Origin of the sequence: Streptomyces lydicamycinicus (genome assembly GCF_000829715.2) — a bacterium.
Lineage (GTDB): Bacteria > Actinomycetota > Actinomycetes > Streptomycetales > Streptomycetaceae > Streptomyces > Streptomyces lydicamycinicus.
In genome coordinates, this window is the sequence record NZ_BBNO01000005.1 from 474,361 (window position 1) to 497,913 (window position 23,553).

At 73.0% G+C, this 23,553-nt stretch carries 17 protein-coding genes; 11 read left to right on the forward strand and 6 right to left on the reverse strand.

From position 1 onward, the window contains the following. Window positions 1-224 precede the first annotated feature (224 nt). Window positions 225-1,160, forward strand: a complete 936-nt coding sequence (locus TU31_RS19795; RefSeq protein WP_042156379.1) for an LCP family protein — start codon at window positions 225-227, stop codon at window positions 1,158-1,160. Between the two features lie 162 nt (window positions 1,161-1,322). Further along, complete coding sequence (locus TU31_RS19800; protein ID WP_042156381.1) at window positions 1,323-2,327, forward strand: coiled-coil domain-containing protein; 1,005 nt, start codon at window positions 1,323-1,325, stop codon at window positions 2,325-2,327. A 38-nt stretch (window positions 2,328-2,365) separates the two neighbouring features. Here TU31_RS19800 and TU31_RS19805 read toward each other — a convergent pair whose 3' ends face one another. Then, complete coding sequence (locus TU31_RS19805) at window positions 2,366-4,003, reverse strand: MFS transporter (RefSeq protein ID WP_042156383.1); 1,638 nt, start codon at window positions 4,001-4,003, stop codon at window positions 2,366-2,368. A gap of 208 nt (window positions 4,004-4,211) precedes the next feature. Here TU31_RS19805 and mfd point away from each other — a divergent pair, with 208 nt between their 5' ends. Further along, a complete protein-coding gene (mfd, locus tag TU31_RS19810; protein WP_042156385.1) occupies window positions 4,212-7,787 on the forward strand; it encodes a transcription-repair coupling factor in 3,576 nt (1,191 codons plus the stop codon). A gap of 482 nt (window positions 7,788-8,269) precedes the next feature. On the opposite strand, the gene TU31_RS19815 is transcribed toward mfd, so the two are convergent. Then, entirely contained in the window at window positions 8,270-9,808 is a 1,539-nt protein-coding gene (locus TU31_RS19815; protein ID WP_042156386.1) for a DUF2079 domain-containing protein, read from the reverse strand. Between the two features lie 207 nt (window positions 9,809-10,015). Beyond that, window positions 10,016-10,807: a DUF4190 domain-containing protein gene (locus TU31_RS19820; RefSeq protein ID WP_042156388.1), complete on the reverse strand. Its 792-nt coding sequence runs from the start codon at window positions 10,805-10,807 to the stop codon at window positions 10,016-10,018. Window positions 10,808-11,045: 238 nt separating this feature from the next. On the opposite strand from TU31_RS19820, the gene TU31_RS19825 reads away from it, so the two are divergent. The 4 genes from TU31_RS19825 (at window position 11,046) to TU31_RS19840 (ending at window position 16,693) form a co-directional block, all read left to right on the forward strand. Further along, window positions 11,046-13,280 (forward strand): N-6 DNA methylase, encoded by a 2,235-nt coding sequence (locus TU31_RS19825; RefSeq protein WP_042156692.1) that lies wholly within the window; start codon window positions 11,046-11,048, stop codon window positions 13,278-13,280. 555 nt (window positions 13,281-13,835) lie between these two features. Beyond that, window positions 13,836-14,528, forward strand: coding sequence for a hypothetical protein (locus tag TU31_RS40285; protein ID WP_042156390.1), 693 nt, complete (start codon window positions 13,836-13,838; stop codon window positions 14,526-14,528). Next, on the forward strand, window positions 14,525-16,303 hold the full coding sequence (locus tag TU31_RS19835) for a serine/threonine-protein kinase (RefSeq protein ID WP_042156391.1): 1,779 nt from the start codon (window positions 14,525-14,527) through the stop codon (window positions 16,301-16,303). The genes TU31_RS40285 and TU31_RS19835 overlap by 4 nt, the downstream gene beginning before the upstream one ends. 105 nt (window positions 16,304-16,408) lie before the next feature. Further along, on the forward strand, window positions 16,409-16,693 hold the full coding sequence (locus tag TU31_RS19840; RefSeq protein ID WP_158894572.1) for a hypothetical protein: 285 nt from the start codon (window positions 16,409-16,411) through the stop codon (window positions 16,691-16,693). Between the two features lie 50 nt (window positions 16,694-16,743). On the opposite strand, the gene TU31_RS19845 is transcribed toward TU31_RS19840, so the two are convergent. Then, window positions 16,744-17,289, reverse strand: coding sequence for a GNAT family N-acetyltransferase (locus TU31_RS19845; RefSeq protein WP_042156395.1), 546 nt, complete (start codon window positions 17,287-17,289; stop codon window positions 16,744-16,746). Then, entirely contained in the window at window positions 17,286-18,551 is a 1,266-nt protein-coding gene (locus TU31_RS19850) for an NsdA family TPR-like regulatory protein (protein WP_063770808.1), read from the reverse strand. Before TU31_RS19850 ends, TU31_RS19845 begins: the two co-directional genes overlap by 4 nt. Before the next feature lie 255 nt (window positions 18,552-18,806). On the opposite strand from TU31_RS19850, the gene TU31_RS19855 reads away from it, so the two are divergent. The 3 genes from TU31_RS19855 to TU31_RS19870 all read left to right on the forward strand — a co-directional run bounded on the left by TU31_RS19855 (window position 18,807) and on the right by TU31_RS19870 (window position 21,165). Further along, complete coding sequence (locus tag TU31_RS19855) at window positions 18,807-19,055, forward strand: hypothetical protein (protein ID WP_042156398.1); 249 nt, start codon at window positions 18,807-18,809, stop codon at window positions 19,053-19,055. Between the two features lie 325 nt (window positions 19,056-19,380). Beyond that, window positions 19,381-20,019, forward strand: a complete 639-nt coding sequence (locus TU31_RS19865) for a SurA N-terminal domain-containing protein (RefSeq protein WP_042156402.1) — start codon at window positions 19,381-19,383, stop codon at window positions 20,017-20,019. A 126-nt stretch (window positions 20,020-20,145) separates the two neighbouring features. Beyond that, a complete protein-coding gene (locus TU31_RS19870; RefSeq protein ID WP_042156404.1) occupies window positions 20,146-21,165 on the forward strand; it encodes a nucleoside triphosphate pyrophosphohydrolase in 1,020 nt (339 codons plus the stop codon). Window positions 21,166-21,175: 10 nt separating this feature from the next. On the opposite strand, the gene TU31_RS19875 is transcribed toward TU31_RS19870, so the two are convergent. Then, window positions 21,176-22,474 carry an MFS transporter gene (locus TU31_RS19875; protein WP_063770809.1) on the reverse strand — a complete coding sequence of 433 codons (1,299 nt, stop codon included), beginning with the start codon at window positions 22,472-22,474 and terminating at the stop codon, window positions 21,176-21,178. Window positions 22,475-22,614: 140 nt separating this feature from the next. Here TU31_RS19875 and TU31_RS19880 point away from each other — a divergent pair, with 140 nt between their 5' ends. Further along, a complete protein-coding gene (locus TU31_RS19880) occupies window positions 22,615-23,490 on the forward strand; it encodes a LysR family transcriptional regulator (RefSeq protein ID WP_042156406.1) in 876 nt (291 codons plus the stop codon). Window positions 23,491-23,553 lie beyond the last annotated feature (63 nt).

Sequence of the window (23,553 nt, forward strand, 5' to 3'; positions counted from 1 at the left end):
CGGGTGCCGGCGCCGGTCCGGGGCCGGGCGCTCGACCTGCGGGATGGGCCGGGCGCCCTGACCATGCGTATATGGGCCGTCCGATACCCCCGCTGTCGCAGGCGTCGTCGACGACGCTGTACCGGGCAGGGCGCCCGCGGTGGTGGCACCGCGGGCCGACGGGCCGGCCGCCGCGCAGGCCGGGGCCGCGCCGCCGCCGGCGGGCGTGGCTCACCTGGACCCTGGTGACACTGCTGGTGCTGGTCGCCCTGGTGGTCGCGGGCGGGGCCTGGCTGTACGTCTCGGCGGGGCGGCAGCTCCAGCACGTCGATGCGCTGGGCGAGTACGCCGGGCGTCCGGCCGCGGGCAAGGGCACGAACTGGCTGCTGGTCGGCACGGACAGCCGTACCGCGCTGACCCCCGAGCAGCGCGATGAGCTGCACGTCGGCAACAACGAGGTGCAGAACACCGACACGATCATGGTGCTGCACTCCGGTGAGCACGGCCCCACGCTGGTCAGCCTGCCGCGCGACAGCTACGTCCCGATACCCGGCCATGGCAGCCGGAAGATCAACGAGGCATATGCGGACGGCGGCCCGCAGCTGCTCACCCGAACGGTGGAGCAGGCGACCGGACTGCGGATCGACCGCTACGCCGAGGTGAACTTCCTCGGGTTCGTCCAGGTCGTGGACGCGCTGGACGGGGTGCGGCTGTGTCTGGACGCCCCGCTGAAGGACGAGAAGTCGGGCGCGGACTTCCCGGCCGGCTGCCGGCGGATGAACGGCGCCGAGGCGCTGGCGTTCGTACGGGCCCGGTATGCCGACCCGGAGGGTGACCTCGGACGGGTGAAGCGTCAGCGGCAGTTGCTCGGTGCGGTGGCGGAGGAGATGGCCGCCCCGTCGGTGCTCCTCGACCCGGACCGGTTCCAGCGTGTCCTGGACACCTCGCTGGCGGCGCTGGTCGTGGACGACGGCGCGGACATGGCGCGGGTGCTGGATATGGGCTGGTCGATGAAGCAGATCGCCGGGGGCGGCGGTACGGCGACGACGGTTCCGGTGAACCGGCCCGGGGTGATGGTCAGTGGTGTCGGGTCGGTGCTGGCGTGGAACGAGAGCGGTGCGCGGGAGTTGTTCGGGGCGCTGCGCCACGACGACCGGATTCCGACTTCTGGCACCAAATAACGCATCCTGGTGGGGTGGATGGGGTGAAGTGTCGCGAGGGTGCGATCTCGCACCGATCCCAAGGGAAGTGCGCATAACGGCACAGTCCTGCACACAATCATGCGAAAGAGCGCGGAAGGCCGCGGATCGCACGACGGCCGCGCGGCGGAGAGGGGCTTGAGGATGAGTGCATCGGTTTCGCCTCACGGGTTCGAGACCGTACGAGGGCGTGGCTACCGGCCGGAGGACGTGGACCGGCGCGTCGAGGGGCTCTCGGTCGACCGGGACTCCTGCTGGGAGCGCGCCGCGCGGCTCACGGTCCTGTCCAACGAGATGGCGGCCGAACTCACCGAACTGCAAGAGCGGGTGGCGCAGTTGCCGCCGCAGACGTATGCCTCGCTCGGCAGCGACGCCCGGCTGATCCTGACGACCGCGGAGTCCGAGGCGGCGCGGCTGCGGGCCGGGGCACAGCAGGCGGACGAGGAGATCCGGGAAGCGGCCGCGGTGTATGCGGACGAGGTCCGGGAGGCGGCCGGCAAGGCGGCGGACGCGCGGCGCGACGAGGCGGAGACCCGGGCCCGGCGTACGGGGGAGGCGGCGCGGGGGGAGGCCGCGGAGCTGGTGACCGTGGCGACCGAGGAGGCCGGGAAGCTCCGGGAGGAGGCGGCCGCGGAGCTGGCGGAGGTGCACCGGCGGACCGCGCAGCTGCTGCGCGACCAGGAGAAGCGGCAGGCCGACGAGTGGGATGCGGCCGGGCGGGAGATCGCGGAGCGGGAGGCGGAGACCGACCGGCTCGTCGCGGAGCTGGACGCCCGCGGTAAGGCCGCCCGCGCCGACAGCGAGCGGCTCTACGCGGAGGCCGAGGAGGCCGCCCGGCACCGTCAGGAGGACGCCGAGGACCGCGGTGCCGGTCTGCTGGCCCAGGCCGAGGCCGAGGTGGAGCGCATCGAGCGCACCACGGCACGGATCCTGCGGGAGCACGACGCGCAGCGCGAAGAGGTCCGCACCCATATGACCCATGTGCGCAACAGCCTGGCCGCGCTCACCGGGAAGGCACCGGCACCGGACGAGGACGACGGGACGCCGGGCGGCGGGCGGGAAGCCGATGCCGCGGAGGCCGTCGGCCCGGACGCGGAGGACACCCTGGAGACGCAACTGCCCCGCGCGGGCGGCGGCGCGGGCGCCTGACGGACGGCCACGCCACCGCCCGGACGCCGGTCTTCCGGTCAGGTCCCGTCCTGCCTGCCCGTGCCCTCACCCGTGCCCGTGCCGTCGCCCGTTCCGCTGCCCTCGCCCGTGCCGCCCGAGTCCGTGTGCACCGGGAAGTGCCGCGGTGCCAGCAGCAGGGCGAGCAGCGCGAGCCCGGCGGCTGCCGCGGCGCCGAGGTAGACGTGGTCGACCGTGGTGTCGACGGCGCGGCGGAGGTAGTCGGTGGCCTGTGCGGTGAGGCCGTCGGGGTGTTCCAGCGCGCGGGAGACCGCGTCGAGGTCGTCGGGCAGGCCGGGGCGGATACCCGAAGGGGCGTGCGCGAGGCGGTCGTTGAGGGTGGCGTTGGCGAGGGCGCCGAAGAGCGCGGCGCCGAGCGACTGGCCGACCTGGCGGCAGAAGAGTATGGAGGCGGTGGCGGTGCCGCGCTCCCGGTAGCCGACGGAGGACTGCACGCCGATGATCAGCGGGAGCTGGAAGAGGCCGAGGGCCGCCCCGAGCGCCAGCATGATCAGCGCGGGCTGCCAGGCGGCGCCGGGGTAGGGCAGCACGGGGAAGGCGAGCAGGACCAGGCCGGCCGCGCCGATGCCGAGCATCGCGCAGCGGCGGATGCCGAGCCGGTTGTAGACATGGCTGCTGAGGGCGGCCGAGACCGGCCAGCTCAGCACCATCACCGACAGCACGAAGCCGGCCGCGGTCGGGCTCAGGCCCAGCACCGACTGGGCGTAGGTGGGCAGGAACACCGTCGGGGCGACCATCAGCAGGCCCAGGGCGCCCAGCGCGAGGTTGACGGCGGAGATGGTGCGGCGGCGCCACACCCAGCCGGGAATGATCGGCTCCGCGGCCCGGCGTTCGATGAGGACGGTGACCGTCGCGCACCCCGCGCTGCCGGCGAACAGCAGCAGTGACGGGGTGGAGAGCCAGGCCCAGGCCACTCCGCCCTGCACCAGGGCGGTCAGCAGCAGCCCACCGCAGGCGAAGATCGCCAGCGCGCCGGGCCAGTCCACCCGCGGGCGGGCACCGGGACCCGGCCGGCTCCGCTGCGCCTCGGTGAAGTGCCGCCCGACCAGCCAGAGGGCGACCGCGCCCACCGGCAGATTGACCAGGAAGATCCAGCGCCAGTCCGCGTAGGCGGCGAGCAGTCCGCCCAGGGCGGGCCCGGCGACCGCCGAAGTGGCCCAGACGCTGGAGAGCCGGGCCTGGATCCTGGGGCGCTCCTTCATCGGGTAGAGGTCGGCGGCAATGGTCTGGACGGTGCCCTGGAGAGCACCGCCGCCCAGGCCCTGCACGACCCGGAAGGCGATCAGCGAGGCCATGTCCCAGGCGCCGGCGCAGGCCAGCGAGCCGACGAGGAAGAGCACGATGCCGGTGATCAGGATGGGCTTGCGGCCGAAGGTGTCGGAGAGCTTGCCGTAGACCGGCAGGGTGACGGTGACGGCCAGCAGATAGCCGGAGAACAGCCAGGAGAAGACGGCGAAGCCGCCGAGGTCGCCGACGATCTGCGGGACGGCGGTGGCGAGGACCGTCGAGTCGAGCGCGGCCAGCGCCATACCGAGCATCAGGGCGGCGACGACGGGGCGGGGCGGCGGGCCCGTGGGCGGCGGGGCCGGCGCCCGCAGCGTGCCACTGTCTCCGGTACGTCGCGTGCTTCCGCTCACCGTGCCCCCTCCTGAGGTCCTTGTAGGGTGCACCCTTCCATGGGAGCGGGGGGTACGGAACCGCGAAGCCAGGTGGCACGGGGGCGCGAGGGCGCCGTCCCCGGCTTCCGGCCCGGGCTGTCGGTGGGCGGGCGTACGCTTGGCAACCCCGGCCCGTGAGACGTGTCGGGCTGCTGCGTTGTTCGCCTCGCTGGGACGGAACCTTCTCATGAGCCTGACTGGTCTGCTCGACGTCGTCGCAAAGGACCCAGCGCTCGCCGAAGCGGTGCAGGCCGCGACCGACGGGCACCGCCACCAGGTGGATCTGGTGGGGCCGCCGGCCGCCCGCCCCTTCGCGATCGCCGCGCTCGCCCGGCAGGCCGGCCGCCCGGTGCTCGCGGTGACCGCCACCGGCCGGGAGGCCGAGGACCTCGCCGCCGCACTGCGCAGCCTGATGCCGGCCGGCGAGGACAACTCCGTCGTGGAGTTCCCGTCCTGGGAGACGCTGCCGCACGAGCGGCTCTCTCCGCGCTCGGACACCGTCGGCCGCCGCCTCGCGGTACTGCGCCGGCTCGCCCACCCGCGCGACGACGACCCCACGGCCGGCCCCGTCTCCGTCGTCGTCGCCCCCATCCGCTCGGTGCTCCAGCCGCAGGTCAAGGGCCTCGGTGACCTGGAGCCGGTCAGTCTGCGCACGGGGGAGACCGCCGACCTCGAAGAGATCGTCGACGGTCTGGCGGCGGCCGCGTACGCACGGGTGGAGCTGGTCGAGAAGCGCGGCGAGTTCGCGGTCCGCGGCGGCATCCTGGACGTCTTCCCGCCGACCGAGGAGCACCCGCTCCGGGTCGAGTTCTGGGGCGACGACGTCGAGGAGATCCGCTACTTCAAGGTCGCCGACCAGCGGTCCCTGGAGGTCGCCGAACACGGGCTGTGGGCGCCGCCGTGCCGGGAGCTGCTGCTGACCGACCAGGTACGGGAGCGGGCCGCGGCGCTCGCCGAGCAGCATCCCGAGCTGGGCGAGCTGCTCGGCAAGATCGCCGAGGGGATCGCCGTCGAGGGCATGGAGTCACTGGCTCCGGTCCTGGTGGACGACATGGAGCTGCTGCTGGACGTGCTGCCCAAGGGCTCGATGGCCGTGGTGTGCGACCCGGAGCGGGTGCGGACCCGGGCCGCCGATCTGGTGGCCACGAGCCAGGAGTTCCTCCAGGCGTCCTGGGCGGCGGCCGCGATGAACGGCGCGGGCGGCGGACAGCCGGCCGACGGCGGAGCGGCCCCGATCGATGTCGGCGCGGCCTCCCTGTGGGGCATCGCCGACGTCCGGGACCGGGCGCGTGAACTGGGGATGCTGTGGTGGTCGGTCAGCCCGTTCGCGGCCGATGAGGACCTGGCGGCCGACGGCGACACCCTCAAGCTGGGCATGCACGCCCCCGACACCTACCGCGGCGACACCCAGCGGGCGCTGGCCGACACCAAGCAGTGGCTCGCGGACGGCTGGCGCACGGTCTTCCTCACCGAGGCGCACGGCCCGGCCGCCCGCACGGTCGAGGTCCTCGGCGGCGAGGGCATCCCCGCCCGCCTGGACGCCGAGCTGGCCGACATCGCCGCGTCCGTCGTCCATGTCTCCTGCGGCTCCCTCGACAACGGCTTCATCGACCCCTCGCTCCGGCTCGCCGTCCTCACCGAGACCGACCTCTCCGGCCAGAAGGCGGCCGGCAAGGACGGTGCCCGGATGCCGGCCCGCCGCCGCAAGACCATCGACCCGCTCACCCTGGAAGCCGGCGACTTCATCGTCCACGAGCAGCACGGGGTGGGCCGCTACATCGAGATGGTGCAGCGCACGGTGCAGGGCGCCACCCGTGAGTACCTCCTCGTCGAGTACGCCCCGGCCAAGCGCGGCCAGCCCGGCGACCGCCTCTACATCCCCACCGACCAGCTGGAGCAGGTCACCAAGTACGTCGGTGGCGAGGCTCCGACGCTGCACCGCCTGGGCGGCGCCGACTGGACCAAGACCAAGGCGCGTGCCAAGAAGGCCGTCAAGGAGATCGCCGCCGACCTGATCAAGCTCTACTCCGCGCGGATGGCGGCGCCCGGCCACACCTTCGGCCCGGACACCCCCTGGCAGCGCGAGCTGGAGGACGCCTTCCCGTACGCGGAGACGCCCGACCAGCTCACCACCATCGCCGAGGTCAAGGAGGACATGGAGAAGTCGGTCCCCATGGACCGCCTCATCTGCGGCGATGTCGGCTACGGCAAGACCGAGATCGCGGTCCGCGCCGCCTTCAAGGCCGTCCAGGACGGCAAGCAGGTCGCCGTCCTGGTGCCGACCACCCTCCTCGTGCAGCAGCACTTCGGCACCTTCACCGAGCGCTACGGCCAGTTCCCGGTCAACGTCCGGGCGCTGTCCCGCTTCCAGACCGACACCGAGGCCAAGGCCGTCCTCGAAGGGCTGCGGGAGGGCTCCGTCGACCTCGTCATCGGCACCCACCGGCTGTTCTCCTCCGAGACCAAGTTCAAGGACCTGGGCCTGGTCATCGTCGACGAGGAGCAGCGGTTCGGCGTCGAGCACAAGGAGCAGCTGAAGAAGCTCCGCGCCAACGTCGACGTCCTCACCATGTCCGCCACCCCCATCCCCCGCACCCTGGAGATGGCGGTCACCGGCATCCGGGAGATGTCGACGATCACCACCCCGCCCGAGGAGCGCCACCCGGTCCTCACCTTCGTCGGCCCCTACGAGCAGAAGCAGATCGGCGCGGCCATCCGGCGTGAACTGCTGCGTGAGGGCCAGGTCTTCTACATCCACAACCGGGTCGAGTCCATCGACAAGGCCGCCGCCCGGCTCCGCGAGATCGTCCCCGAGGCCCGCATCCAGACCGCCCACGGCCAGATGGGCGAGTCCCAACTGGAGCAGGTCGTCGTCGACTTCTGGGAGAAGAAGTTCGATGTGCTGGTCTCGACGACGATCGTCGAATCCGGCATCGACATCTCCAACGCCAACACCCTGATCGTCGAGCGCGGCGACAACTTCGGCCTCTCCCAGCTCCACCAGCTGCGCGGCCGGGTGGGCCGCGGCCGGGAACGCGGCTACGCCTACTTCCTCTACCCGCCGGAGAAGCCGCTCACCGAGACCGCCCACGAACGGCTGGCGACCATCGCCCAGCACACCGAGATGGGCGCCGGTATGTACGTCGCCATGAAGGACCTGGAGATCCGCGGCGCGGGCAATCTGCTCGGCGGCGAGCAGTCCGGCCATATCGCCGGCGTCGGCTTCGACCTCTACGTCCGTATGGTCGGCGAGGCGGTCGCCGACTACCGGGCCTCCCTCGAAGGCGGCGTGGAGGAGGAGCCGCCCCTGGAGGTCAAGATCGAACTCCCGGTGGACGCGCATGTCCCGCACGACTACGCGCCCGGCGAGCGGCTGCGCCTCCAGGCCTACCGCGCCATCGCCTCCGCCTCCTCCGAGGAGGACATCGCGGCCGTCCGCGAGGAACTCACCGACCGCTACGGCAAGCTGCCCGAGCCCGTCGAGAACCTGCTGCTGGTCGCCGGCCTGAGGATGCTGGCCCGCGCATGCGGGGTCTCCGACATCACCCTCCAGGGCACCAACGTCCGTTTCGGCCCCGTGGAGTTGCGCGAGTCCCAGGAACTGCGGCTCAAGCGGCTCCACCCCCGTACGGTCCTCAAGCCGGCCACCCAGCAAATCCTTGTACCGCGGCCGACGACGGGGAAGATCGGCGGCAAGCCGGTGGTTGGGCGCGAGCTGCTCGCGTGGACAGGGGAGTTCCTCTCCACCATTTTGGGCTCGTAGCCCCGCTTCCCACGTTGTCGGGTGGCCCGCCGTGCCTGTTTTCGCCTGTCGGCGGGAGGGGTGTGTGGGGGTGGGGCCCCTGGTTTGTGGTGGGTGCCGGGTGCGGGGCCTCCGGGGTGGGTGTTCGGACTGCTTCGCTTTACGTCCGAACACCCACCCCTCCGGCCCCGCCCCCTCCCGCCGTTGAAGGACCCCACCCCGGTGGGGGTGAAGAATGCAAAAGACCAGTAGCTCGGCCGCGCCACGGTGCGGCCGCACTACTGGTCTTTGACATTTCCCCCACCGGACGGGGGTCGCCATCCGGGCGGGAGGGGGCGGGCCGGAGGGGGTGGGTTTCCGGACGTAAAGCGAAGCAGTCCGGAAACCCACCCCCGGAGGACCGAACCCGGCATCACCACCAACAACCGCGGCCCCCGCCCAAACACCCCCACCCCCCCGCCGGAGGCGGCGCGGCGCCGCAGACGACAACGTGGGCCGAAAAACTACTTCGCAGAGGTGCGGCGAAAGACCAGGAGATCCGCAGTGTCGCCGAGCACCACATACGTGGAGTGGGGATGGCGGGCCGTGGTTTCCGCCAGTACCTGCCGCGGGGTGCGGTCCTGGCGTAGCTGGACGGCGACATAGTCGGGCGACAGCCCACCCGTGTCGCCGATCCAGAAGACCTGGGTGCGGTGGGTGAGGCGGCTCAGCGGCCGGATGTCGGACTCCACGGTCGCGCCGTCGGGTATGCGCTCCAGCAGCTTCTCGTCGGCGGTGACGTTCGGCGGGGTGCGATAGGTGGCGGCCTCGGTGAGCCGGGACAGCGGCAGATTGGCGGTCAGGGCGAGGGCCGCGGCCAGGACGGCGGCCGGCAGATGGTGGGCGTACGAGCGGAGCCAGGGGCGGGCCGATACCCGTATGCGCGGCAGGGCGTCGATCAGTGCGAGGAAGACGACCGGCATCAGGACGGCGTTGTAGTGCCAGTCGGTGCCCCAGTAGTGCGGCTCGTGGGAGAGGAAGCGCCAGCCGAGGGTGGGCAGTGCGACCAGGAGGAGGGGGGAGCGCAGCGCGAGCAGGCCGGTGGTGGGGAGCAGGACCCACAGGGTGGTGCGGAGGGCGTCGTCGAGGGGGATGGTGGCGCCGCCGCCGTCGGCGCCGAACTTGGTCCAGTAGTCGTATGAGCCGGAGCCGTTGAAGCCGGGTATCAGCAGGCCGAGGGTGACGGCGGTGGCGGTGATGCCGAAGGCGACCAGGCCGATGGCCAGGGGGCTGGCCCGGCGGGTGCGTATCAGGGCGAGCGCGCCGATGGTGGCCGCGGTCACCCCGAGGTCTTCCTTGACCAGCACCAGGGGCGCGGCCCAGCAGACCGCCGTGGTCCACCGTCCGCGCAACACCGCTTCCAGCGCGAACGCGATCAGCGGCAGGGCGAAGGCGATCTCGTGGAAGTCGAAGTCGACGGCCTTCTGTATGCCCCAGGACATGCCGTAGGCGATGCCGAGGGCCAGGCCCGGGACGCGGCCCAGGTGGCGGGCGGCGGCGCGGGTGACCGGCAGCACGGACAGCGCGAACAGCGCGGCCTGCGCGGTCAGCAGGGTCACGGGGGAGGGGAACACCCGGTAGAGGGGGGCGAGCACGATCAGCACGGGGCTGAAGTGGTCGCCGAGGATGTTCGTGCCGGGGCCCTTGAGGTCGACTATCGGCGCCTGGAAGTGCGCGTAGCCCCGTACGGCCTGTTCGAAGATGCCCAGGTCCCAGGAGGAGATGGACATGGTGCGGAACCGGCAGAGGGAGACCAGCGCGAACGCGATGAAGAAGAACCCGGCGGTCCAGTAGGGGTCCAGGTGAGGGGCGCGGAGGGGCGCGGTCCGGGTCCGCAGCCGGTCGGCGGTGTGCCGCAGCCGGCCGGGCCGGGCCGGTGGTGCGTCGGTGGTCGTGGTCGCGGCGGCGGCCGGCCCGGCGGTCCGGGGCGGCGGCACCGTGCCGCGGTCCTCTCCCAGAATCCGTCCGGGGGCGCCCCCAGCCGTTGCTGCGGCCGTGTCCATGCGGATCCTCACTCTCCCCGTGCCCGAAAAGATACTCGAACTGGCTGACCGGTCCGCCCGGTGGCCGCTGCGCTGCGACGGCCGGTCCGGCAGTGGGTCAGACGGGGTCCCGGGTCGGTGCGTTCCCGGGGAGGGACGGCCGCCGGCCCGGCACCGCGGGGTCGCGGTGCCGGGCCGGGGTCCGGAGCGGGGAGGGGAGCCGGTGGCTCAGAGGGCCAGCTTCCAGCTCACGGCGTCGAGCAGGAGGTCCGGCGTGACCTCGACATCGAGCTGCTTGGCGGTCGGCGGCGCGTCGAACACCATCTCCACGCTGGCGGATTCGCCGGGGCTGATCGCGTTGCCGAAGTCGTGGTGCAGGATGCCGTGCTTGTCGTCGTCGACCTCCTCGGCCTCCTTGCCGTTGACCCGGGCCTTGGTCTGGACGAGGGGCTTGTCGAACGTCTTGCTGCCGGTGTTCTTGATCGTGACGGTGAGCTTGTAGGCCTTGTTGCCCTGGGTGTGGCCGCTGACGACGGTGCTCGGGTCGACGGTGTAGGGGGCCGCCTTGGAGACGGACACCTGGACGCCGTTGTTGTACTTCGCCGTCTCGCCCGGGCCGAGGTCCTTGGCGCTCTGGCCGGAGCCGTTCTTCGGCTGGCCGGAGCTCTGCTCCACCTGCTTGTGCACCTCGTCGACCGCCTTGTTGACGGCCAGCACGGTGACGATGACGCCGACGACCGCCAGGACGATCGCGAGGGCGCCCAGGATCGTGCCCGTCACCGCCACGCCCTTGTTCGTGGCCTGGCCCTTCTTGGCGCGGCTGAGGCCCACCAGGCCGAAGATCAGGGCGAGGACGCCGAGCGGTCCGGCGAGCCAGAACAGGATCATCGGGATGCCGCTGAGCGCGCCGATGATGCCGAGGATCAGGGCGGCGACACCGAGCCCGTTGCGGGCCGCCTGGGGGGCCGGAGCGCCGGTGGGCCCCTGTGGTGCGGGCTGGTAGTGCATCTGCTGAGACATGCGAAGGGGCCCCTTCCGGGCGCTCGAATCAAGTGCTGCCGAAGCGATGGGTCAATAAGAGCAGAGGCTGTGAACCGAGTCAACATGAATGGATGAAGGTGAGTAGTTCACGCTGTGAAGGGGCAGGTGTATCGCTGCTGGGTATGCTTGCCGACACAGCGGTCGGGGGCCACGGATGGGAGTCAGCCAGGTGCCGGACAACGCATCGCCGGACAACGCGACGGGCAGCACGGCCGGGGTGACCGTCGGCAGCGCCGAGGTCACCGCCGCCGGTATCGCCAGGCTCGCCGGGGTCGGCCGGGCCGCCGTCAGTAACTGGCGGCGCCGGCACGCGGACTTCCCCAAGCCGGTCGGCGGCACCGAGACCAGCCCCGCCTTCGCCCTCCGCGAGATCGAGCAATGGCTGCGCGACCAGGGCAAACTCGCCGAGGTCCCGCTCCGTGAACGGGTCTGGCAGCAGCTCGTCGGGCACCCGGCCGGCACCGCGACCGCACTGCGCCAGGCAGGCGCCGTCCTGCTGCTCGTCCATGAACGGCCCGCGGTCTGGCAGCAGCTGCGCACCGCCGCCGACGACGCCGAACTGACCGGTGTACTCCCCGCGATGCTCGACGCCGTCCTCGCCGCCCGGCTCGGCCCGGAGCACCCCGTACGCGGACTGACCCGTAAGGCACTCGCTCCGTCCGCCGCGCTGGTGCGGGCCGCCGGTGACCTCGCGGCCGCGGACGGCGCCCCCCAGGCGTACACCTTCCTGCTCGGCCGTCACCTGGACGCCAACCCCCGGCAGTACACCCTCACCCCACCGGGACCGGCCGCGCTGATGGCCGAACTGGCCGCCTCGGGCGGACCGTTGGGCAGCGTTCTCGACCCGGCCTGCGGCGCCGGCGCACTGCTGACCGCCGCCCAGGAGCGCGCCGGGCAGCAGACCGCTGACGGGAGCAACGGTGCGGGCGCCACCGCACCGCAGGCCACCGCACCGCAGGCCGGCGCCCCCGACGCCCCCGTCACCCTGCACGGCCAGGAAGCCGATCCCGACCTCGCCGCGCTCACCGCGCTCCGCCTCGCCCTGAGCGCCCCCGGCGCCCCCGTCCGGGTCCGCGCCGCGGACACCCTGCGCGCCGATGCCTTCCCGGAGCTCGCCGCCGACGCCGTCCTGGTGCACCCGCCGTTCAACGAGCGCAACTGGGGCCATGACGAACTCGCCTACGACCCCCGGTGGGAGTACGGCTTCCCGGCCCGTACCGAATCCGAACTGGCCTGGGTGCAGCACGCGCTGGCCCGGCTCCGGCCGGGCGGCACCGCCGTCCTCCTCATGCCGCCCGCCGCCGCCTCCCGCCGCTCCGGCCGCCGGATCCGCGCCGACCTGCTGCGCCGCGGCGCACTGCGTGCCGTCATCGCGCTGCCCGCCGGCGCCGCCCCGCCCAACGGCGTCCCGCTGCACCTGTGGGTGCTGCGCAAGCCCGGCGGCGGCCAGCCGCCCGCCCCCCACCTCCTCGTCGTCGACACCGCCGACCTCGCCACCGGCACCCCCGCCGGCCGTGACCGGCCCGACTGGCAGAGCGTCCACGCCACCGCCGTCGAGGCCTGGCAGACCTTCGACCGCGAGGGCGGCATCGAGGAACAGCCCGGCGTCCGCCGGTCGCTGGCCGCCATCGACCTCCTCGACGACGATGTCGATCTCGCCCCCGCCCGGCACCTCCCGCCGCCCGCGGCAGCCGGCGGCCCCGCCGAACTCGCCCGGGTCCGCGAGCGGCTGACCGCCACCCTCGCCCGTACGACGGAGCTCACCCCGCGGCCCGCGGCCGGTGACACCGTCCCGGACCCGGCCGGCACCGCCCGCCGGCCGCTGACCACCGTCGGCGAACTCGCCCGCTCCGGCGCCCTGGTGCTGCGCGCGGGCGGTGCCGGCACCGCGGCGACGAGCACGGGCACCACCCTGCTCATGGGCGCCACCCCGCCCGAGGGCGGCCGGGAGGCCGGGGAGGCGCCCGCGGTGCTCACCGACCATGACGTGCTCGGCGGCGGCGCCCCGTCCGGCGCCCTCCCCGAAGCGCCCGCCTCCGGGCCCGCGGAGGAGGCGGTGCTGCTCCGCGAGGGCGATGTCGTCGTCCCGGTCCTCGGCGGCGGCGCCGTCGCCCGGGTCGTCGACGCGGCCACCGCCGGCGCCGCCCTCGGCCGCAACCTCACCCTGCTGCGGCCCGATCCGGCCGCCCTCGACCCCTGGTTCCTCGCCGGCTTCCTACGGGGCACCGCCAACACCCGGCAGGCCAGCAGCTACGCCTCCACCGCCACCCGGCTCGACGTCCGCCGGCTGCACCTGCCCCGGCTGCCACTCGCCGAGCAGCGCCGCTACGGGCAGCGCTTCCGCGAACTGGCCGACTTCGAAGGCGCGTTGCGACTGGCGTCCCGGCTCGGCGAGCAGCTGGTCCAGGGGCTGCACGACGGGTTGACGGAGGGGTCGGTGGCGCCGGACTGACGGGCGGCGGGGGCGGACTGACGGCGGGGCTTGGTGGCGCCGGGCTGGGGAGGGGCTTGGTGGCGCCGGACTGACGAGGGGCGCCTAAGTGCCGGGCTGACGGAGGGGGTCGGTGGTGCCGGGCTGACTCGGCGGGCGCCGGGCGCCGGGTGCCGGGTGCCGGGTGCCGGGCGGACAGGCTGGAGGAGGGTCGTCGGCCGGGGCGGAAGGGGCCGTTGGACGGGGCCGGAGGAGCTGCTGCCGGACGGGGCCGGGGGAGTCGCTGTCGGCGGGCCGAGGCGGGCAGTCGCACGGGCCCACCGGAGGGGCAGCGCACGGGCCGCGGAGGCCCACCGGACGGAGCCCCCGGCCGAGCCGGGAAGGGGCAGCCGCGCGGGCCGGTCCCGGACCCGCAGATCCGATCGTCCAATCCGTACAACCTCGCACGCGCGGTCGGCGTCGTATATACGCTCGCAAGCAGGTATGCGCAGCCGGGCCCGCCCGCGCGAGGGGGTGGCGCCGCGGGCCCGCACGACGCCGCCCCGCCCGCCACGAAACGATCCGTCAGGAGCAGCAATGCACGGCCCCGTCCCGGCCCCTCCGCCGTACCGTTCCCCGGCACCGGGCACGGTCGTTCTGCTGCGGGTGCTCTTCGTGGCCGTCGCGGTGCTCAGCCTGGGCTTTCTGGCCTGGGCCACGCTGCTGCGGGCCGCGCTCGTCCAGCGCAGGCCGCTGGGATGGTGGCTGTTCGGCGCCGATGTGGCCCTGCTCGCCGCCACCATCATGTGGTCCGGGGGCTATCCCGAAACGGACTGGCACACGGACGTCGCGGTCGCCGTGATCCTGCTCCAGATGGCCGCCGCGGTGGCCTACTACCTCGTGGTCGACCTGCGCGCGGCACGGCCGGCCGGCCAGCCGTACGGGCAGCCGCCGCCGGGCTTCGGGGCCGCCTACGGCGCCGGCCCGGCGGGCTATCCGGCCGCCGGGGCGCCGCCGCACCCGTACGGTCCGGCGCCGGTCCCGCACCACGCCCCGGAGCCCCAGCCGTACGGCGCACCGGGCGGCGCCACCCCCGTCAACCCGTACGCCCTGACCGAGACCCGGCTGCCCCAGCCAGGGGGACCGGCCGCACCGCCCCACCCCGCACCGCCGCCCACTGGCCCGTATGCCCCGCCTCCGGACCGGCTCCAGCCGCCGCAGCGCATCGACCGGGTGCGGGCCGAGCTCGATGAGCTCAGCGACTACCTCCGGAAGGAGGAGGGCCGGTGAACGGCCGGGTCATCGGCGGGCGTTACGAGCTCTCCGCGCTGCTCGGCCAGGGCGGGATGGGCCAGGTCTGGATCGGCTACGACCGCCGCCTGGACCGCCGGGTGGGCGTCAAACTGCTGCGCCCCGACCGGGTCGCGGGCACCCCGGACGGCGAGGAGATGCGCCGCCGCTTCGTCCGCGAATGCCGGGTCACCGCACAGGTCGACCACCCCGGGCTGGTCACCGTCCATGACGCGGGCAGCGACGACGAGGACCTCTACCTGGTCATGCAGTACGTCGAGGGCGCCGACCTCTCCGACCACCTCGCCGAGCACGACCCCTACCCCTGGCCCTGGGCGGTCTCCGTCGCGGCCCAGCTCTGCGCCGTACTGGCCTCCGTCCACGCCGTCCCGATCGTCCACCGCGACCTCAAGCCCCGCAATGTCATGATCCGGCCGGACGGCTCCGTGGTCATCCTCGACCTGGGCATCGCCTCCGCCCTGGACACCGACACCACCCGCCTCACCCACACCGGTTCCCCCATCGGCAGCCCTGCCTACATGGCGCCCGAACAGGCGATGGGCGGCGCGGTCGGCCCGCACACCGACCTCTACGCCCTCGGGGTCCTGCTCCACGAACTCCTCAGCGGTGAGGTCCCGTTCGCCGGCTCCACGGCCCTCGGCGTCCTTCACCGCCACCTCCACGAGGAGCCCGTCCCGGTACGCACGCTGCGCCCCGATGTCCCCGAGGCCCTCGAAGCCCTCGTCCTCCGCCTCCTCCGCAAGGACCCCCAGGCCCGCCCCACCGACGCCCAAGAGGTCTACCAGGCCCTGGCCCCCCTCCTCCCCACAGCCACCACCGGCCCCCACGCGACCCAACCCCCGCCCGCACTCGCCCCCATGGACCCCACCCGCCCCTTCCGCCAGCCCCACGCCCCCTGGCCGACCCGCTCCGCCGGCTCCCCGGCCGCCGCCCCGACACCGACCGCCCTCTCCACCCCACAAGTACCGGTGTCCCCGCCTCCCACCGGGCCGGGCCTCGTACCTCGCCAAGGCAGCTCCTCCCGCCCGGCCGCAACCCCGCCCCCGGCCCCGGACCCCCGCACCTCCGCCATCCACGCCGCCCCGGCCACCTCCCGCCCCGGCGCCTGGACCTCCGCAGCCGTCCCCCACACCCCGGCCCCCTCCACCGCTCCCCCTGCTCCCGCCCCCGCCTACGCACCTGCCGCCACCTCCGGACCGGACGTCGCCGCCGCCGTAGACGAGGTCAAGAGCCTGCTCGACCAGGGCCGGATCACCCGCGCCGTGGACATCCTCGGCGGCATCCTGCCGGCCGCCGCCGAACGCCACGGCGCCCACTCCCCGGTCGTCCGCTCCCTGCGCAAGCAGTACGCCGCCACCCTCATGGACGACGGCCAGTACCGCCGTGCCCTGCCCGAACTCCGCCTGCTGGCCGAGGAGTTCGGCCAGGAATCCGGCGCCGGCGCCACCCGCCAGGCCCTCCAGTTCCACTACGAGGCCGCCCAGTGCCTGGAACAACTCGGCGAGGTCGCCCAGGCCCTGGAGGAGTACCGCGCCCTCCTCCCCTACTTCGAGCACTACGCCGACGACCCCGTACGCCCCCTGGAAATCCGCCGCTCCATAGGCCACCTGCTCCTGGCCCAGGGCGAACGCGGCGCCGCCCACGAAACCCTCACCCGCCTCCTCCACGACGCCGAACGCCTCCACGGCCCCCACCACCCCTTCCCGGAGGAACTGCGACGGACGTTGTATTGGCTGGGGAGGGTGCAGGGGTGAAGAGGGGCACCACCCACCCGCCCCGGCCCACCGGACACGAGCGTCAGCAGGCCATTAAGCGGCTTGCCACAATGCGGTGGCCTGACATCGAAAGGACGCATGCCGGTGAGTGTTGACCAGTCAGAGGCGGTCAAGCGGTCCAAGCTCGGACGGTTCGCCCTCGTCCCCTCCGGGCTGGCGGTGTTCGGCACCATCGCCTGCGCGACCGGGCGCGACGGCTGGCGAAATCCAGGCGTCATCGCCCTCGTCCTCACCTTCGCCCTGTCCGCCGCCATAGCGATCTTGGCGTGGCGCAAGGGGCGCCTACGGCTTGCCGTCCTGGCGTTGGCAGTGATGTGCGCCCCGAAGCTCGTCGAGTTGGCCCTTCGCCCGTGGTGGCCGCCCTTCTGAGCCACGGGCGTTATGCCGGCGTGGCGGGGCCGGGCAGTTGGGTCGGTCAGCTACTTTGCGCCGTCACGCACCGGGCGGGCCATGCATGCCAGTACCGGTGACTCCGGCGACGGCTGCACCTCTCCGATGACTGTGTACCCCCATCCCTCGTAGAGCTGCTGAACCTTCCCGTCCCCTGCGGCCGGGTTCACCATGAGGGTCGCGTACGGTTCGCTCCGGTCGGCCAGCAGATCATCGTGGATGCGACGGGCAACTCCCTTTCCCCTCCACGGCGTTGTCACCCCGATCTCCTTCACCGCAACCGCGGGAGCGGCTGTGTAGAGCGCGGAAACGGGTGTGGTCATCCGCGCCCACCATCGGTCATCGGGCTCGATGGTGTTGGCGTAGGCGTAGCCGACGGCGGCATCGCCCACGTAGGCGATGACGCCCTGCCAGCCGGGTTCAGCGGCATGGCGGTCGAGACGCTCGGCGAACACGTCCGCGCGGTAGTTCGGGAGGTGCAGCAGCTCTGCCCGTACATCCGTGTACAGGTCGATGAGCTTCTGCCGGGCGCGCGGCAAGGCTGTGTAGTGCTGAAGCTTGACGGGTGCGGTCATGCCAGAGCCTCTCGCTCGTACTGCGTCCATGTGTGGGTGTGTGGGCTTTGCGGCGCCCACTCGCGCAGATGGGTACCGAATGCCCGGAGCATCCCGGAAATACGGGGATGGCGAACGGCTGCGTGAGGGATGCTCGTCGCCGTGGAAACGGCGGGTTCGAGATCTCCTTGTCCGAGCTGAGCGCGGGCAAGTCGTGCCGTGGTGATGGCGCGAGACCGGTGCATGTGGGTGCGAAGCGCTGCCAGGCTGCGATGGGCGTGCGCTTCCGCCGTGCCCCATTCGCCGAGGGCGAGGTGCGCGGCGAGGGCGAGACTGTCCAACTCGGACTGGCCGTAGAACGCTTCGAGCCATACCGGCCGAGCCACAGCGCTCTCCGCCCGGTCAAGCGCTTCCTGCGCATGGCCGAGTGACCGGCGTACCGCTGACCGGTCGCCAGTGGTGCCGTGGATGGCAGCATGCCGGGCGTGCCCCAGGGAGCCAAAGAGCGGATCACGCCGGGCAAGGGAGAGGTTTCGCGCCACGTCGTTGGCCGCGAGTGCGTCCGACGGGCGGCCCAGGTGCCGGTACAGAGTTCCGGCGTGCGACCAGATCCGGAACAGGATCGCCTGGTCGCCGGACATTCCCGCCAGGCGGGAGGCCCTGTCGTGGTGCCGCTGTGCCGCATCGAAGCGGCGCCCGTCGATCGCTGCCCACATGGCGCTGGACGTGAAGGCCGCGGCCACGGCATAGAGATGACTGCGCACCCGCTGACCGGCAGACCCACTGTCCTGAAGATCCATGGCCTCGGCGGCCAGTTCGAGCGCGCGGGTCTCGATGCCGCGCATGCCGCCGTGCTGATGGTCCCCGGCCACAACAGCGGCGAACTTCCGCTGAAGCCGGGCGACGTCAGACATGCCGATGCGGTGGGGTGCGGCGGCGGTGGGGAGGGGTGCGACGGCGGAAGCCGCGGTGGCGGTGAGGAAGCTGCGGCGATTCACGGGGTCCTCCTGCGATGGTGCCGGGGCGGGTGCGGCGCGGCCTCGGGGCACGAACCCTAAAGCGGTGGCCGGTAGACCGGTGACCTTCTCCAGGGCGGCCCGGGTGGCGGACTTCGGCCAGCGGACCCGCCCCGCCTTCCAGTCCCGTACCGATGACCCGTCCAGCCCTCCGGTCCGTCCGGTGAGGTCACCGACGGCCCGATTGACCGTGTCGGCCAGTGAGTTGGAGCTGTAGCCGTGCTCAGCCATCCACGCTGTGAGCGCTTGATTCCGCGTGGTGTCCATGTCCGCACGGTAGGGCCCGGAGCACCCGGCAGTCAGGCCAATAGGCGGTCAAATCGCCCTAGGCGTGCGACGAGGGGCCTGCTGGAACGCACTAACCGTGACCCCTTGCCGTCGCGTTAGCTGAGCGAAGCTGCCCGCAGCTCTCAGGTGCTTACGGAATTCCGTCGGCTTTCGGACGCTGTGGTGGCTTCGCGGTCCGGCGTCACCTCGCTTCGCGGACCGTCTCGCCTCAGGACTCTCGGGAAGGACTCTCCGATGAAGACGACGTCGCAGCACCGGGCGCTCGGCCTGGGCCACTGGTCGCACCCTCTGCTCGGCCAACGCGTGATCGACCATGCCCACGGTGACCGAGTCGGCGTCCTCCGCGCTCTCGCCCCCGACGTGCAGGGCGGCAGTCTTGATCCGGTCCTCAAGGTCCCGGACACACCGCCCGTGGCATGGCTTTCGCCGGAGGGCGGCGGAGTGGAGTGGACGACCGCCCTGGACACGATCGAGGCCGCGTAGTGAGCCTCGGACAGCGCCCGGAAGTGGGCGATGAGGTCGAGTACGGCCTGGGGCGCCGGGCGGTCGTGACCGACATCCGGAAGGGCGTCATCTACTTACGGGGACGAGGAAGCCGGGAGTGGCCGGCGGAGGAACCGGCGGCACTGACCGTTTCGCGGACCCGGGCGGAACGGATCGCGGCAGACGACGCGTGGTGAGAGCACAGCGGAGCAGAAACCGACTCCGGCACAGATCGTTGGCCGAAGCAGTGGCCTGGGCCACGCCGACTCCATAGCATCGATCAATCAAGGTCGAGACTCCGTCGCACGATCTGCCGGGAGGCCATGTGTTCCGCCGAAGGACAGCGCTCTCCGTATCCGCCACCGCCGCTCTGCTGGCCGCGGCCCCGTTGCTGGCCGCGTGCGGCAATGACGCCCATCCCGGTGCCGCGGCCATCGTGGACGGGAAGCGGATCACCGTCTCGCAGCTCCAGGCGAAGGTGAAGGACGTGCGTGCCGCGCAGGCCAAGTCCCCGCAGGGCGGGCAGCTCATCATGAGCACCGGGCGGCTGAGCCTGGCCACGCTCAACGGCATGATCTTCGACGAGGTGCTGGCGCGCGGTGCGCGGGACGCCGGGGTCACGGTCAGCCGCGGTGACATCCAGAAGTGGCGGGGCCGGGCCGAGAAGCAGGCCGGCAGTGCCGAGCGGCTGAAGGCGATGTGGCTTCAGCAGGGTGTGGCCCCGGACGAGATCGACGCCATGGTCCGCAATCAGCTGCTGCTCGACGGTGTCGCCGAGCATCTGCACGCGGACCGGCGCGCGCCGCAGGGGCAGCAGAAGCTCGCCCGCGCGCTGGCCAAGACCTCCCGTTCCATGGGGATCGACGTCAATCCGCGGTTCGGCAAGTGGGACGACCAGCAGGTCATCCTCGGCGAGACCAAGGATCCGTGGATCACCCGGGAGCCCGCGAAGCAGCAGGCCTGACCGGCGCACGGGTGGACGGCCGGCGGCCGGGGCCGGGGCCCGCCCGCCGTCGGCCCCGTCAGCTTCGTCAGCCCCGCCCACCCACCGCCACCGATCGGTGTCAGTGCCGTGCGTTACGTTCGAGGCGTGAACGCTGACGCCTCCGCCTCCGCCGCCGGTACCGGCGCCGACGCCCGTCCCGAGGGTGCCGGTACCGGACGCCTGGTTCTGCTCACCACCAGCCACCGGGTCGCCCCCGGGCTCCTGTCCTGGCCCGCATGGCAGATATTGCGGGCGGCCGACCGTGTGGTGAGCGCCGATCCGGATCATCCGCAGCTGCCTTATCTGCGGGAGGCCGGTATCGAGGTGGAGACCGCCGCGCCCGCCGCCCGCGAACTGGTCGACTACTGCGTGCCGGAGGCCCGTACGGCCGTCGTGCTGACCTCGGCGGTCGGTGAGAGTGCGCTGACCGACGGGCTGGCACGGCTGGCCGGTTCCGGCCGGGAGACCATGCCGGATCTGGAGCTGCTGCCCGGCTCCTACGACCTGCCCGGTGCCCGGCTGCTCGATCTCGTCCAGGTCATGGACCAGATCCGCGCCGAGTGCCCCTGGAGCAGCGTCCGTACGCACCGCGATCTTGCCAAGTACGGCATCGAGGAGGCGTATGAGCTGGTCGAGGCCATCGAGGAGGGCGACCGCGCGGAGCTGAGGGAGGAGCTCGGGGATGTGCTCCTCCAGGTCGTCTTCCATGCCCGGATCGCGCAGGACGATCCGGACGAGCCGTTCTCCATCGACGATGTGGCGGGCACGCTCGTGGAGAAGCTGCTGCACCGCCACCCCCATGTCTTCGGGGACGAGGACGCGGCCACCCCGGAGGACGTCAAGGCGCACTGGCTGCGGAAGAAGGCGGAGGAGAAGCAGCGGGAGTCGGTGACCGAGGGGATTCCGCTGGCCCAGCCGGGGCTGGCGCTCGCGGCGAAGCTGGCGTCGCGGGTGCGGACGGCGGGCATCGAGGTCGCGCCGCCGGCCGGGGAGGGCATCGGCTACGACCTGCTGGCGCTCGCCGTACGGGCCGAGGCGGAGGGCGTCGACCCGGAGGCCGCCCTGCGCGCGGCGGCGCGGGCCTACCGCGATGCGGTGGTGGCCGCCGAGGGCAGTGCCGAGTAAGCGCTGACAATCAACGGGTGGACGTGAGCGACGGCGCCGGTACGTCGGCTGCGGTGGCCCGCCCCTTCCGGCCCCCGCCGGCAGCCCGGCGTCGCATGCGCTCCAGCACCCACAGCGCCACGACCACGGCGGCCAGCACCGCGCCCAGCACGCACACCCCGTACCAGCCCGCGGCGCCCCAGACCACCGAGGTCAGTGCGGAGCCGACCGCGCCGCCCACGAAGTAGCTGGTCATGTAGGCGGAGTTGAGGCGGTTCCGGGACTCGGGGCGCACCGCGTAGACCAGGTGCTGGTTGCTGATGTGGACCGCCTGCGCGGACAGGTCCAGGATGATCACCCCGGCGAGCAGCGCGGCCAGGGACCAGGCGCCGCCCGCTCCGCCGAGGGCCAGCAGGCCCCACGAACCCAGCAGCAGGAACGCCGCCGCGCCGGTGACCCGGTGCGCCAGGCCGCGGTCCGCCAGCCGTCCGGCCACCGAGGCGGACAGCGAGCCGGCCGCGCCGACCAGCCCCAGCAGCCCGATGGCCGACTCCTGCCAGCCGTAGGAGGGCCCGGACATCAGGAACGCCAGCGCCGTCCACAGCACGCTGAAGCCCGCGAAGGTCAGGGCGCCCAGCGCGCCCCGCCACCGCAGCACCGGCTCCTGGCGGAACAGCGCCAGCGTGGAGCGCAGCAGCGCCGGATAGCGCAGCCCGACGGTGGTGCGCAGGGCCGGCAGCCGGAGCCGCAGCAGCACGGCCATCAGCAGCATCAGCGCCGCGTTGACCCAGTACACGGTGCGCCAGCCGCCCAGTTCGGCGAGCAGCCCGGCGGCCGTACGGGCCAGCAGGATGCCGAGCAGCAGTCCGGTCATGACGGTGCCCACGGTCCGGCCGCGCTCGGCGGGCGCCGCGAGGGTCGCCGCGTACGGCACCACGACCTGGGCGGCGACCGAGGCCAGACCGGTCAGGGCGGTGCCGGTGAGCAGGAGGGCGGCGTTGGGGGCGCTCGCCGTGACGGTGAGGAAGACCGCGGTCGCCGCGGTCAGGGTGACGGCCAGCCGGCGCCGCTCCAGCAGATCGCCGAGCGGGACGAGCAGCAGCAGCCCGAGTCCGTAGCCGACCTGGGCGACGGTGACGACCAGTGCGGCGGTGGACGCGGACAGGTGCAGATCGCGGCCGATGACGTCCAGCAGCGGCTGGGCGAAGTAGTTGCCGGCGACGGAGAGCCCGGTGGCGACCGACATCAGCAGCAGGGTGCCGCGGCCCAGGCCCGGTCGCGTCGCGGGGGAGTCCCCGGCGTCCGGCTCCGGTATGTGCTCGGTCTCCATGACCTGACCTCCTCGGTGCGCCCACCGCCACCGCGGCGGCGGGCACGGTCCAGCCTGGGGCCGGGGGATCCATGAGTCCAACACATTGTTGTCATCGCATTGATCGTGGATGCAGATCAATGGCTTTAGAGTCGGTGGTCATGGAGCTTCAGCAGATGCGGTATGTGGTCGCGGTCGCCGAGACCGGTGGGTTCACCCGGGCCGCCGAGCGCTGTCATGTGGTGCAGTCCGCGCTCAGCCATCAGATCGCCCGGCTGGAGAAGGAGCTCGGGGCCCGGCTCTTCGACCGGACCAGCCGCAGTGTCCGGCTGACCGCCGCCGGGGAGGCCTTCGTTCCGGTCGCCCGGCAGGCGCTGGAGGCGGCCGAACGGGCCCGCGCCGAGGTGGCGGCGGCGACCGGGGAGGTGCGCGGCCGGCTCGCGGTCGGCGCGATCACCACCGTCGCGGCCGTGGATCTCGCCCGTGAGCTGGGGGCCTTCCGTACGCGGTGCCCGCAGGTGCGGATCAGTCTCCAGACCGACATGAGCGATGAGCTCATCGAACAGGTGCGGCAGGGCGTGCTGGACGTCGCCTTCGTCGGGCTGGTGCCCGCGGCCCGCACCGTCGGCGTACGGGAGAAGGAGCTGGCGCGCGGCGAGCTGGTCGCCGTCGTGCCGCCGGGGCATCCGCTGGCGGGGCGGGAGTGGACCACGCTGTCGCGGATGGCGCGGGAGACCTTCGTCGACTTCACGGCGGGGTCGGCGGCCCGCCGGCAGCGCGATGACGCGTTCCGTGCGGCGGGGCTGACCTCGGAGGTGGCGTTCGAGGTGACCACGGTCGAGTTCCTGGCGAAGCTGGTGCGGGCGGGCCTGGGCGTCGGCATGGTCCCGGAGGCCATCGCCTCCGAGCTGGCCGGGCTGCACATCGTGCGGGTGCGCCCGGCGCCCGAGCGGACCGAGCGGGTGGTGTGGAGCGGCCTCGGCCCGTCGCCGGCGGCGGTGGCCTTTCTGACCGGGCTGGGGGTGGAGGTGGCGTAGGGCCCGTCTTCGAAGCCCCGCCTGCCTCGCGGCGCACGACGGGACTGCGACGACAGGCCCTGG

What these genes read in the sequence shown, in the direction of transcription:
- TU31_RS19800 (WP_042156381.1), top strand. Translation starts at nt 1,323, where the DNA reads ATGAGTGCATCGGTTTCGCCTCACGGGTTCGAGACCGTACGAGGGCGT.
- mfd (WP_042156385.1), top strand. Translation starts at nt 4,212, where the DNA reads ATGAGCCTGACTGGTCTGCTCGACGTCGTCGCAAAGGACCCAGCGCTC.
- TU31_RS19815 (WP_042156386.1), bottom strand. Translation starts at nt 9,808, where the DNA reads ATGGACACGGCCGCAGCAACGGCTGGGGGCGCCCCCGGACGGATTCTG.
- TU31_RS19820 (WP_042156388.1), bottom strand. Translation starts at nt 10,807, where the DNA reads ATGTCTCAGCAGATGCACTACCAGCCCGCACCACAGGGGCCCACCGGC.
- TU31_RS40285 (WP_042156390.1), top strand. Translation starts at nt 13,836, where the DNA reads ATGCACGGCCCCGTCCCGGCCCCTCCGCCGTACCGTTCCCCGGCACCG.
- TU31_RS19845 (WP_042156395.1), bottom strand. Translation starts at nt 17,289, where the DNA reads ATGACCGCACCCGTCAAGCTTCAGCACTACACAGCCTTGCCGCGCGCC.
- TU31_RS19850 (WP_063770808.1), bottom strand. Translation starts at nt 18,551, where the DNA reads ATGGACACCACGCGGAATCAAGCGCTCACAGCGTGGATGGCTGAGCAC.
- TU31_RS19855 (WP_042156398.1), top strand. Translation starts at nt 18,807, where the DNA reads ATGAAGACGACGTCGCAGCACCGGGCGCTCGGCCTGGGCCACTGGTCG.
- TU31_RS19875 (WP_063770809.1), bottom strand. Translation starts at nt 22,474, where the DNA reads ATGGAGACCGAGCACATACCGGAGCCGGACGCCGGGGACTCCCCCGCG.
- TU31_RS19880 (WP_042156406.1), top strand. Translation starts at nt 22,615, where the DNA reads ATGGAGCTTCAGCAGATGCGGTATGTGGTCGCGGTCGCCGAGACCGGT.